This window comes from Psychrobacter sp. 1176_08 (genome assembly GCF_052850615.1).
Window position 1 is genome coordinate 68,888 of record NZ_VXCU01000002.1, and the last position, 12,846, is coordinate 81,733.

A 12,846-nucleotide genomic window follows, 5' to 3' on the forward strand; every position below is an offset into this window, starting at 1 on the left:
CACAATTGTGATGGCGTTTTTTATTGTCTACTGGTTAGTTCTCTAGCTAATATTCGGTTTCATCATACAACTGAATATTTGTGTGCTATTATCTAAAAAATTTTGTGATACTATATTTATTTTTGATATCACAGAGGCAAGGTTATTAGAGAGCTGTATTGGTTTTACAAATCTATGTATAAGGACAGTTTATGATTATTGGCATAGTTTTAAGATATTATAAAACTTACCAAGGGAGAAACTATATACCATTAACTGACAGTGATCAGTTCTGCGGTTTGGTAGGTAATAACGGTATTGGTAAAAGCTCTATACTTGAAGCACTCGATGCCTGTTTTAACGATAAGTCCTGGAACTTCAATACAGCAACTAAAAAGAGTGGATTAAACTCGACTAATCCAGAAATCGTACCCATATTCCTTCTAAAGAAAACTGATATACCTGATGAGTATCAGGAAGTAGCTAGGTCGCTTGATAATACTGTCCGTAATATATCAACTGATAATCTAACTTCACAACCTCAAATAGACTTTTATAATCATTTACAATCTATAGTTAAAAATACTAATAATAATTTGAACGACTGTTATTTTCTACCTATCGGACTTGATTACAAAGGTGGCGTAAGTTTAAGTTTCTTCAATAATAGGAAGTTAGTTGAAGATTTCTATAATGAGAAACTTCATAAAGCCGATATTGTGCTTCCTCCTCATATACCATCTAAGAATAAGCTTGATGAAGAGTTAGAAACTTTTATGAAATTATGGAGCTTTATTAAGGATAAGTTTGATTACATTTACATTCCACGTGAAATTGATCCAGAGTCATTTACAAGACTTGAGACGACGGAAGTCCAAGTTTTAATGGGAGAGTCATTAGAAAAGATATTATCTCAAAGAGTTACTAAAAAGCAGATAACAGATATTAATAAAAGCCTAAATGACTTTTTGGATGAGATATCACAAGAGTTAGATGGTTATTCCTATCGAACAATTACTGATAGACAGCAAAACCTAAGAAGATCAGATGTGAATAATTTAATTATTCAAGCATTCTTCAGCATAAGAAAGCTACACAAAGAAAAAGGTGTTAACTGGTTAGATATTAATTCTTTAAGCTCAGGAGAAAAGCAAAAAGCTATAATTAATATAGCCTATAAGCTATTGATAAACCATAGAGCTAGTGGAGATAACTTAATTATAGGTATTGATGAGCCAGAGTCTTCATTACACATATCTGCGTGCTACGATCAGTTTAGTACACTATATGAAATGAGCAGAGAGTGTATGCAGGTGATTTTTTCAACACATTGGTATGGTTTTTTGCCTACAGTCGAAAGTGGTAGTGCAACTTTCATAAATAGAAGTGCGGAGACGCACCAGTTCGATCAAGTTAATTTGGCAAACTATCGAGAACAAGTTAAGCATATTAGCAAAGGTTCTAGAAAAGTTATGCCATTTGATGTAAGACTCAAAAGTTTAAATGACTTTGTGCAGTCAGTAATTTCTAGTACAACATCAGAGGAACCATATAATTGGCTGATATGTGAGGGCAGTTCGGAGAAGATATATTTATCTGAGTATTTTAAAGATTTAGTTGTTAATAATAAGCTACGTATCGTACCAGTGGGTGGTGCAGGTGAGATTAAAAGGCTTTATAAGTATCTATTTGCTTCATATGACGACTTTAAGAGAGAAATGGTAGGAAAAATATATCTATTATCTGATACTGACAGTCAGCTAGTCCAGTACGAAGTTACGAATGAGAGTAATCTCTTATGTAATAGGATAGTTAGCGGGAGTAACTATATCACCGATTTAGTTAATATTAATTCTAGTCATGTTTCGCCATCAACAACTATAGAAGATGTATTAAATGGAAAGGCGTTTGTTGAAACACTAGTAACTTTTAGAGATGATTATCCAGAACATTTAGGATTTTTAGATAGTCATAGTATGGAAGATGTGAAAGAAGTATGTTCACGGTCCGCGTTAGACCTTAAAACTAGCGAGACTGATAAACTACTCAACTTCTTCAAACAAGAAGGAGTGAAGTATGAGTTTTCAAAAAGGTATATAGATATTATAGATGATAGTTATGAAATACCTGATTGGATTACTAAGATCCGTCAGTATTTCGAGTCATGATTGGGATTAATATTTCTAATCATTAATAAAATAAGAAACCACCACTGCAAGTACTATGGCGGTATTTTTATGTCTACAACTACGCTATATTATTATTAAAAGAATAATACTCTAGAGTAAGGAATACTATGAACCATCTCACCGTCGGACAACGCACACCTTTAAACAACCTTGCTATTGACGATACCGCACCCATCACGCTCAAGTTTACGCGCCAAAGTCCGATAGAGATGGACATCAGCTGCTTTGCCTTAGACGCAGCGGGCAAACTGATCAACGATGATTACATGGTGTTTTATAATCAACCAACCTCACCTTGTGGGCAAATCAAGCTCACCCATTACGAGTCGCAGCCAACGGCGAATAAAGGCATTCAAGCCGAGTTTGAAGTTAATTTATCCAAACTGGGTGCGAATATAGACAGCTTGTTTTTTGTATTATCAGCCGATACTCCGCTCAACCAAATTCAATCGCTAGATATTGGTATTTGGCAGCAATCGCAAAAAGCGCAGGCAGAATATCAAGTAGCCGACTTTGCTCAGCAGCAAGCCAGTATGCTGATGCAGATTTATCGTAAGGGCGGTGTTTGGCGCTTAGCGAATGTCGCGCAAGGGTTTAATGGTGGACTTGCTGCAATCGTGCAGCACTTTGGCGGTGATGTAGCGGAAGATCACAGTGATACTGTGCCTGCACAAACCATTGCCCCAGCCAAAATTAATACCTCAAAAGTTCCTTTAGAAAAGGTGATGCTAGAGAAAGCGCCCAAGCTGGTTAACCTTGCCAAAAAAGCCACCATCTCGCTTGAAAAACGCCAGTTGCAGCAATTAACCGCAAAAGTGGCGCTTGTGCTCGATGCCTCAGGTTCAATGAACAGACAATATAAACAAGGTCGTGTACAAGAAGTGGTTAATCGTTTATTGCCATTAGCCGTGAGCTTTGATGATGATCAAGCGCTAGACTGCTGGGCGTTTGCCCGTGACCCGCAATATTTGGGTGAGATTGGGTTGAGCAACTACGAAGGGTTTATTGATAACGCTCATGGTGGCTGGCGCAAATGGGCACTTGGCCCGCGTATCAACAATGAAGCAGAAGTCATGAAAGCCGTGACTGAGTTTTATCAAAAGGATGGTTTAGATGTGCCCGTTTATATTTTGTTTATCAGTGATGGTGGGGTGAGTGACAATCGGGGCATCACCAGAGTCATGACGGAAGCGGCAAAATTACCAATGTTTTGGCAGTTCGTCGGACTGGGTGGTCGCGGTTATGGCATCCTTAAGAAATTAGACGACATGACAGGGCGCGTGATTGATAATTGCGACTTTTTTGAACTTGACGATTTAAATGACATTAGCGAAGAAGCTTTGTACGAGAATATGCTAGAAGAGTTCCCAAGCTGGCTAAAAGAAGCGCGTGAGATTGGCTTGATAAGAAAATAGTATCGAGCAACGATTGTCAAAAATAAAAACCGCTATAGCCAATACTGTAGCGGTTTTTTATCATTTCAAATAGCCTAATTATTACAACGCCCAAAGCGACTGATACTGCTCATAAGTCAACGTCACAATATCGATCTCTGCCAGCATTTCGCGCAGTTCTTGCCATTTACTTGTATCAGGCTTAATAGGCGTGATCAATCTGCCAAGTGTATTATCAATAATAGCATCCATCAAGGCATCGGCTTCGGTTTTACTGTACTCATAATACATGCGGTGAGCGGCGTCTGGATCGTTTTTACACAGCTCAGTCATCTGGTTAGTCACTTGGATAAAGGTATCTATCGCGTCTTTTTTCGCGCTATAAATCTCATCGGTCGTGAGAATTTCTAACGCCGAAAAGTTAGGGTAGGGTGAGAGGTGCTGATCGATAAATTCAAAATCCATACCCTCAGAAGTTGCTTCAACGCCTTCGAAGTTATAAAAACATAACCATGCGCCATCAAGGCTTGGGTCTTGTTGCAGATTTTTTATATGATAAAAGTCTTTTTGCACAAAGGTGACATTGTCGCTATTGATGTTAAAGCCGTTTTTCTTGGCATAGCGGGCTAATATCTCAAAACCAATACGATTGGTTTTTTCCTCAGCAGCAGGGGTACAAATGCGAATCGGCTGATTGTTTTTTAGCTTATCCATGCTGGACTGCTGCATCAATATACCGCCATCAGTCTCAAAGAAGCAGCCCAGCGCACGAAGATTGGGCGCGTAATGTTCAAACAGATGGATAGGCTCATTGACGTGCAAATCGATTGTTTGATTCTGCAATTCAGCAAAGCCATCATAATGGTCATCTGGTTCGATAATGGTTATATCAAGCTCTGCTTGCTCGTACGCGCCCGTGGTCACACCAGCGATAAAGGGCAAGTGATCAGGGTTTAAGAACCATTCGAGGGTCAGGGTAAGGGTGGTGGTTGGCTGCATCGTTGTTTCCTATTTTATGTGGGAAACAATCAGACTGATACTGTTTAGGTAAAACAAGAAAGGCAAAACCTCAAAGTCAGATGCATAATCACATAGCCGCATCATTTGGAGATTTATTAAAACGTGTCACGCTTGTTTCCTACGTCAGTGCTAACTGCTTCAGGTTCACGGGTATGTCTCAGCAATGGTTTTGACGGTCTTAAAAGTCAAAAGCAAAGCACCCCGACAAGTTTGAGTGGTGTTGCATGATCTTTGATTGGTACTGCGTCATCATAAACGACTTATGAGACGTGATGCAAGGTTTTGGAGAGGTTGGTAAATTGATTGTCTTTGCAAGCGAAGTTTAATGTGTCTAAACTAGAATAGTGGATTTTTTGAATAAGTTGTTCAATAAAAAATTGCTTTTTTAAGAAGTTGGAGAAAAGGATCAAATAGTTATAAAAAAGATCCACCCAAAGTCAGGCAGATCTTCAGACGAGGTTAATTCAGATTAAAAGATTACTGGGAAGGTAAAGTGACTTTACTAAGCGCTTCAAGAATTTGATTTTTGGCTGCTTCGTTGTAAATCTCACATCGTTGCTGCTCATTAGGACTGACCGTTAATGTATTTTTCCTGACGTAAATAGCATCTTCATATGTACCATCATCATAATTTATTACTGCTCTAGAGATACCAGCTTCATTTGTTCGCTTTTCTACGCTCCACCGTATAGGATCATTAGGGAACCAAGACCCTTTGATAGGATTGTTCAAAGGCATCTTCATACCAGCATAGCTATTCCGCTGACCCGACAGCATATCTACGTATTCAATGTAATCTACGTTAGTCGTTCGAGCGGTGAGTATCTTACAGCTGGCTGTACTATCAAAAGTACTGATAGAGGCTGGTAACCGATTTATTGTATCGACAATAGCAATATTATTGGGTGTTTTAGGAGCACTATGAAACAGTACTTCTCCTATTTTTTGATTAGCAATAGATTGATCACGATAACTATTAACGACTAACAATTCATCGTTATAGTTTCTTGTTAGCTGATTACTATTAAAAGTAGTATGGTATTGAATAATAGCTGCTATCTCAGACTTATTGTCGCTAGAATTAGAGTCCCCTATGTATGGCCCAGAGTATCGAGCACCTTGCGCGCTAGAAGAAAATGTTTCGTTAGGGGTCATGATTCTTTTTGACCAATAGCGATAATCATCTACGTACTTTCTGTTGTCTGCATAGAGAGATTGGAGTGTATAAATGAGACGGTTATAGTAACTATCTTTAGGATCTACGGAAGTTTGTATATCTTTAAGAATTATATCAGTGACTGCTGAAAGACCTACAAAATCAAATTGATAACCTACTGTGTCTTTGTCTTCCGGCGCTGCCTTTCTTATTAAAGGGGGTTGAAAGGTAGAAGAGGTCACCGTTGGTTTAACAATAGCTGGTAGGGCAGTCAATTGATTAAGAAATATATTTTTTTGGGCACTTAAATCAACGAGTTCTTGAGTAGTGCTTTTTGAGGTAACAATACATTTACCATTATCGATATTATAAACTTCATTACGTGCTAATGCCGGTATTTGTATATCCTTAAAAATAACTTGATGCTGCACTGGCAAAAGTAATAAAGGGGTATTAATAGGAACAGCAATATTAAACCTACCATCCTTGTTTACACGGCTATATGTCTCAAAACCTTTTCCGCCAATGAGTAGGTCAACTTGAGAGTCTGGCTTATTTGACTTGCTATCAAGGGCGCAGCCTTCAATCCATGCTGAATGTTGGTCAAGTGGAATGCTTAATGACCATAATCCAAGACTAGACACGTCTGCCTGATAATAGCTTTCATAGTCGCTAACATCTTGGCGCTCTGCCACACCTTCTTCTATCCAAATTGCCTTTTTTTCGTCGTAGTGCCAGAGGGGAATAGTCTTTAAGTTTTGATCTGTTGATGTTTCAGGAAAGGTAAGAGTAAGGCTATTGTTCTCCGCCAATACCAAATTATTGCCCACCGTATCGGTTAACTTAACTTCAAAAATACCTACATTAGTAAGGTCAGTCGTAGTTTTTCCATTTCGTCTTTGACCAGATAGAGGAGATACAAAAGTATTCGAGCCTACCATTGAATCGGGGCTATAGTAGCTAGTAGCTACATTAGCTGTACCGTTATAGATTTGACCATCGCTGTTTGCAACGCTATTAAAGCTAATGTGGACTCCTGCTTGAGAATCGAACAGGTGGGAGAATCTATAACGGGTTTCAAAAACTTCAGAGATTTGATCTGCTGCTAAGTTTATATTGAGCTTATATGCTTGATCAGGTAAAAAAGGCATTTCCTTAATGGTAGTGAAATAGCCCTGCTTTTTAACCATGATAGTGCTAGGTCTTATATCATTTTTTAGAGCTTTGTTTAAGTCAAACGTATAAGCCCCTGTTTTATTCGTTATAACGGTATTTCGACCAAGCACAACGGTTGCATTTGCAAGCGGTACACTATTATTGTCCGTTATAACACCACTCACCGTATTTTTTTCGATAACGTCAGGTTTAGTGTCTACTGGTGGTTTTGGTGTAGGCAATGTAGGAGGTTCGGTAGGTTGTACTGGCGTATTTGAAGGGGCTGAATTGCCACCACCGCCACCCCCACATGCCGTTAGCGTTAAAGTAGCTGTTAAAATACTTGAGGTTAAGAGAACAAGTCTTTGCATATAATAGCCCTTGGCAGTAGAAATAAACGGTGGAAAAATTTAGAGAGCAAATTTAAGAGAGATAACGAAAAACACGACCCACGTATCAAAAAGTAAGATAGAAATGTTATATAAGATACTAAAACTCCGCCCATAATTTAATTATGGGCGGGTTTTTTAGGTAATTAATATTTGTAGATAAACGAGTACTTATTCAGGGTATAAAGGGTCAAGGATTTTTTTGGTTACGATAGTGCCTGTAACTGGCTTTTTGAATACCTCTGATTCTATCTTGCCAAATTTTGTCCATTCAACTTGACTGGTCGCTAAGTTAACTAAATGAATAGCATAATCTTGACCAGGTGCTCTGTTCATTAGCGCGCCTGCTAGTGGAGAGGTAGAAGCCGCAGCAAGTCTCAAACCAAATGACTGTTTGTTCGCAGCAGCAAAAACAACGAATACTTTATTAGTGCCTTCGGTTTGGCGAATAGTGTTCAAGCTAGCAGCATCTAAATTTAGCGCTGTGTTTGAACCCGTTTTCTGACTATTTGCATATTCTTTTTTAACGTTTACGAGCGCTGTATAAAGGTTTAGATATGCTTGATTGGTCACGCCATCAAAAGTATTGTTAGCGCTCAAGATTGGATAATTCGTATTCAATACATCTTTAGCGCCTTCAGTCATTACTATATCCATCTCACCCAGCTCTTTTTGTGTCATAGCACCACAGATAAATGGTGATGATACATTGCTAACAGTAAGACCCTTTTCGTTAAGCTTATCTTTTAGCGTGTTAGCGATGGCAACGGATACCGCATCAGATTGTTTATACATAATATTGTCGTTACCTATCTCAACCAGCAATACACAACCATCACTGATAATACTAACTGATTGAGATTTTAGGTTTTGCTGCGTCTTATCATAGGCTGAGCGTGCTTCTGGACTTGTAGTCGTCGCACAACCACTAAATATAGTGACAGCGGCGATTGCTAAAGGTAGCGTGAGCATTTTGAGGGATGATAGGTTAAACAATGTGGCCATATATGTCCTTGTAACGATACAAAGTAGAAGAAAACGGAGGATAAATAAACACAGGGAGTAGCAATGGAATGCCAAGATTGACGAATCTAACCTTATACAAAAATAGAAAGTTACCTAATAACACAACCTTTAACATATTAACTATTGACTAGAACAATAGTTCGTTAGAAAGGCGATTATGCACCAGTTTTTATGATTCTTCTACTAAAATTTTACTGAAACTCTCAATATTTTTTGCCAAATAAAAAATATCCGATTGATAAATAACAAACACAAAAAAGCAAAAATAACCTTGTACCATTTTCAGCGATATTGCATGCTGATTGACCTATACAGGTCGCTTCTTTATTAAAAATTTAAAGCCACTTAATTTCTACTATTTATATTGCCAAATGACACCAATCTTATGAGTGCTAACAAAAAAGCTTTTTACTACCGTCCAAAAACCAATCAATCCAAAAGTCCAGCGGTGCGTTGGACATTTGTAATATTGGGCTGGATATTTTTTGTATTGGGGATTGTTGGTGCGCTATTACCTGTGATGCCAACCGCTCCTTTTATATTGCTGGCAGCAGGCTGCTGGGCGCGTAGCTCTAGGCGCTTTCACTTTTGGCTCATCAATCACAAGTATTTTGGTAAGTTTGTCCGTGATTGGGAAAAAAATCACGCCGTACCTTTATATGCCAAATGGCTGGCAACGATCATGATGACCATCTCAACGAGTATGTTGTTTTATCGTTTACCTGCCGATATGCTATGGGTCGCATGGCTGGTAGCCGCCGTTTGTAGTGGAGTAGCAGTCTATTTATTTCGTTTGCCAAACGCTTAAAATCGCTGCAATTAGAGGCAAAAACGGTGATAAATGGATGTCAGTTACACGAAATATGAGATAAGGCTTGCGATGCAAGAATGTTCCCCTTATAATACGTCCAAGCTTAAGAGCAGTTCTGCACCAAATCATTACCTCGTAGTATTAGTTATAATCCTTCGTTTTAATATTTATCGTTCAGTAGCTATTTGCAAGCGTTATCGGTCACTAGACCATTAATAAATTTAAAAGTAGGATTATCAATATGTCAGATACTCAAAAAGGTACAGTTAAGTGGTTCAACGAAGCTAAAGGCTTTGGTTTTATCGCTCCAGAAACTGGCGCAGACGTTTTTGCTCATTACAGCGAAATCACTGGTTCAGGTTTCAAAACTTTGGCTGAAGGCCAAGAAGTTGAGTTCACTGTAACTCAAGGCCAAAAAGGCCCACAAGCACATAACATCGTTGCTATCTAATTTGTCTTTTATAGACAGGTAGATAAATAGATGTTTAAAAAACGAACCTTCGGGTTCGTTTTTTTTCGTCTATACTCTAGCGTTAACAGCACACAGAACCAAAAATGCCTACGACCATCGCTATGGTCGTAGGCATTTTAAATGTTGGATAATGATAAATAGATCAGACGCAGTGATTTAATGTAGTAAGTTCAATATCAAAATGAAACAGCGTGCTGGAATAAATTTTTCGCAGCCTCTGTCTGCGAAGGCACAGTAAGTAAGAAAAATTTATTCCAGTTCAGCGTTAATCTATTTTATTTAGAATCGACTATACATTAAGCTGACCGCAACATTGATCAACCCACCACCAACAATGAGCCAAACAAACATAGTCGCACCCAAAATAAGAGGCTTGATGCCAGCTTGCTTGATAGCGCTTAAGTGGGTGGTTAAACCAAGGGCAAACATCGCCATCGTGAGCAACACATCATCGAGTATGACCATACTACGCTCAAAACCTGCACTCATTGGCACCCACGTATGTAGTAAGACAATAGCGATAAAGATAAACGCGAACCAAGGGACTTGGACTTCTTTTAGGCGTTTTACGATAGAAGGTCGTTCATTACGGTCAGTATCATCGTTCTTACTTTTGGTTAAAGCAAAAGACAAAATAAGCAAAAAAGGCGCTAGCATCATCACCCGTATCATCTTGGTGACGACCGCCGTATCGCCAACCTCAGTACTGATAGCATTACCTGCCACCACCACTTGTGCCACTTCATGAATGGTTGAGCCCGTATAGATCCCGTATTGCTCAGTACTGAGCCAAGGTTGCAGCCAGCCTATGTGATGCAAGAGTGGGTAGAGGAGCATAGCGACCGTACCAAAGACCACGACGGTAGCCACGGCGATAGTGACTTTATGTGCTTCGGCTTTGATTACTGGTTCTGCGGCAATGACTGCTGCTGCGCCGCAAATACTTGCCCCCGAGCCAATCAGTAATGTAGTCTGTCTATCTACCTTTAGCCATCTTGTACCGAGCCAATACGTGAGTAGAAAGGTGGATGTCAATACAAGAGCATCGATCATGATGGCAGGCATACCCACCCCTGATACTTGCGTCAAAGTCAGCTTAAAGCCATAAAGCATAATGGCAAGGCGCAGTATCTGACCTTTGGCGAAGGCCACACCCACACTCAAGCGATCAGACACACTAGGGTAAACGGTATTGCCCAATACCATACCAAGCAAAATTGCCAAGGTTAAAGATGACAGTCCAACCACACGTCCTGCTGTCCAAGTATCGAGACTGGTATTGAGCCATAAACAAAACAAACTGCCGACCAGTACCACTACCAGTCCTGCCAAATGGCGGTTGGTTGGGCAATAATGGTCAACGGTTTGTGCTAAAGCATGCATGAATGACTGTCCTATCATCTATAATCAAAATAAGCATAAGCTTATGATTGGTCAGTATAAAACAGGACAATCTATAATAAAAACAGATTAATGAGATAGAAACTATCGGTTTTTTAGGTTAACGTATACAGCCATGGTGTTAATTTCGCTATAGCTGATTCAGCTCAAAAAATAAAATGACTCCATCTGCTTACACGTCTGAAGAATAAATAATGCACCGCTCCTGAGTATCATCCACTAATATAGTATTGAAATAATGAAAAAGTCGGTTCAGACATTACCAAAAATCACGCTCAAACAGCTGTCTGTCTTTGTCAGTATTTATCAGACGGGCAGTACCAGCCGTGCTAGTGAGGAGTTACACTTATCACAGTCGGCGGTCAGTAGCGCTCTGAGTGAATTGGAGTCGAGGCTACAAATGCCATTGTTTGAGCGTGTTGGTCGCAGGCTCAATCATCATCCCAATGCCCATCCCATTTATGTACAGGCGCAAGCAATCTTAGGTCAAGCATTGACGCTAGAGCATTATCATAAGCACCAAGCAGGGCAGATTCGTATTGGTACAAGTACCACGATTGGGAATTATGTGTTGCCGTCGCTGCTTGCTACGCTCTATGAGACGCTACCAGATGCCAATGTGGACATGTATATTGCCAATACCCAGGAAGTAGTCAGCGAGATTGAACAGTTAAATATTGATATTGCGCTAGTGGAGGGCGTACCGCGTCCGACAGACATGAAAACCATTGAGCAACGTGCTTGGCGCACGGATACCTTAAAGGTTTTTGCCAAGCGAGATAGCCAATGGTTGATAGAGCTAGCGTCATATAATGATGATAATGGGTGTTATGAGCTGAGTCTGGAACAGTTGGCACGGTTACCATTATTGGTACGTGAGGCAGGGTCAGGCACTCGGCAAATTATCGATGAGCAGTTATTGAAGCATTTACCCAATGCTGAGATTGTCATGGCGATTCAACAATCAGAAGCGATCAAGCACATGGTGATGGCAGATATCGGTCTTGGCTGTTTGTCTCAGCATGTGATTGAGACCGAGCTGGCATCAGGAAAGCTGGTACAGGTAAAAGTGGCAGGTATTGATCTGTCGCGGACATGGTGGTTGGTCTGGCACAAAGCCCGCCATCAAAGTCCCATTTGGCAGACCTTCATTGATATTTTGACAGAGGCGTCAATATCAAAGAAACCGCAATAAAAAACGTCCCATAAGCAAATGTGCTATGGGACGTTTTATAAAATAACCTATCTGATTTACGTTATTCGTTGACTGGTTTATCCAGTCTTACGACCAAGCTATCGCAAGGCACGTTTGGCAGGATGTTGTCTGCGGTAGCGCCGCTGAGCCATGCGGCAATGCCATGTCGATTGTGACGACCGATCACCAATAGATCAACTTCATGCTTGTGGCAATAATTGACGATACCTTCACTGTTAGAGATGGCCGTGGTCACTTCAGAATTGACGTCGTGTAGCTCATTGCGATCCAAAAACTGTGCCAGCTTGGCACGCGCTTCTTGGCAACGTTCATCATCAATCTGATCGTATAAGCTTGAGGCTGGCACCAGCTCATAGCCGAAGCCAACCATGGTGTCTTTCACAATATGCAATACCGATAACTTGGCATTAGGACGATTCTCCACGATGCGTTTGGCTTTTTGGGCGACTATATCGGCATCAGAGAGCAAGTCAGTGACCAATAATATATGTTCGTAACTCATGTGCTTCTCCTTGTGACAGATGATTATAACTATAGCACTACGGCAAGGTGCTGTGAAGTAAAGCTTGACTGTCTTTAGTATGTCAAAGCGACAGCATCTATAAATGACAGACTCAATTACATAGTGCGCAGTACCA

10 protein-coding genes are annotated in these 12,846 nt (G+C 40.1%); 5 read left to right on the top strand and 5 right to left on the bottom strand.

Annotation, left to right across the window (positions count from 1 at the left end):
* The first annotated feature begins 191 nt into the window (after nucleotides 1-191).
* On the top strand, nucleotides 192-2,147 hold the full coding sequence (locus FW759_RS02880; protein WP_062845465.1) for an AAA family ATPase: 1,956 nt from the start codon (nucleotides 192-194) through the stop codon (nucleotides 2,145-2,147).
* A gap of 128 nt (nucleotides 2,148-2,275) precedes the next feature.
* Nucleotides 2,276-3,583, top strand: coding sequence for a VWA domain-containing protein (locus tag FW759_RS02885; RefSeq protein ID WP_446442142.1), 1,308 nt, complete (start codon nucleotides 2,276-2,278; stop codon nucleotides 3,581-3,583).
* 81 nt (nucleotides 3,584-3,664) lie between these two features.
* Here FW759_RS02885 and FW759_RS02890 read toward each other — a convergent pair whose 3' ends face one another.
* The 3 genes from FW759_RS02890 to FW759_RS02900 form a co-directional block, all read right to left on the bottom strand.
* A complete protein-coding gene (locus tag FW759_RS02890; RefSeq protein ID WP_446442143.1) occupies nucleotides 3,665-4,561 on the bottom strand; it encodes an ABC transporter substrate-binding protein in 897 nt (298 codons plus the stop codon).
* Between the two features lie 498 nt (nucleotides 4,562-5,059).
* Nucleotides 5,060-7,264: a carboxypeptidase-like regulatory domain-containing protein gene (locus FW759_RS02895; RefSeq protein WP_446442144.1), complete on the bottom strand. Its 2,205-nt coding sequence runs from the start codon at nucleotides 7,262-7,264 to the stop codon at nucleotides 5,060-5,062.
* 189 nt (nucleotides 7,265-7,453) lie between these two features.
* Nucleotides 7,454-8,287 carry a hypothetical protein gene (locus tag FW759_RS02900; RefSeq protein WP_446442145.1) on the bottom strand — a complete coding sequence of 278 codons (834 nt, stop codon included), beginning with the start codon at nucleotides 8,285-8,287 and terminating at the stop codon, nucleotides 7,454-7,456.
* Between the two features lie 406 nt (nucleotides 8,288-8,693).
* Between FW759_RS02900 and FW759_RS02905 the strand changes: the two genes are divergently transcribed.
* Complete coding sequence (locus FW759_RS02905; protein WP_446442146.1) at nucleotides 8,694-9,116, top strand: YbaN family protein; 423 nt, start codon at nucleotides 8,694-8,696, stop codon at nucleotides 9,114-9,116.
* Nucleotides 9,117-9,360: 244 nt separating this feature from the next.
* Nucleotides 9,361-9,570 (top strand): cold-shock protein, encoded by a 210-nt coding sequence (locus FW759_RS02910; RefSeq protein ID WP_010201661.1) that lies wholly within the window; start codon nucleotides 9,361-9,363, stop codon nucleotides 9,568-9,570.
* A 300-nt stretch (nucleotides 9,571-9,870) separates the two neighbouring features.
* Here FW759_RS02910 and FW759_RS02915 read toward each other — a convergent pair whose 3' ends face one another.
* A complete protein-coding gene (locus FW759_RS02915; RefSeq protein WP_095569788.1) occupies nucleotides 9,871-10,974 on the bottom strand; it encodes a YeiH family protein in 1,104 nt (367 codons plus the stop codon).
* Nucleotides 10,975-11,230: 256 nt separating this feature from the next.
* Here FW759_RS02915 and FW759_RS02920 point away from each other — a divergent pair, with 256 nt between their 5' ends.
* On the top strand, nucleotides 11,231-12,187 hold the full coding sequence (locus tag FW759_RS02920; RefSeq protein WP_446442147.1) for a LysR substrate-binding domain-containing protein: 957 nt from the start codon (nucleotides 11,231-11,233) through the stop codon (nucleotides 12,185-12,187).
* A gap of 61 nt (nucleotides 12,188-12,248) precedes the next feature.
* On the opposite strand, the gene FW759_RS02925 is transcribed toward FW759_RS02920, so the two are convergent.
* Nucleotides 12,249-12,710 (bottom strand): universal stress protein, encoded by a 462-nt coding sequence (locus tag FW759_RS02925; protein WP_062845458.1) that lies wholly within the window; start codon nucleotides 12,708-12,710, stop codon nucleotides 12,249-12,251.
* Nucleotides 12,711-12,846 lie beyond the last annotated feature (136 nt).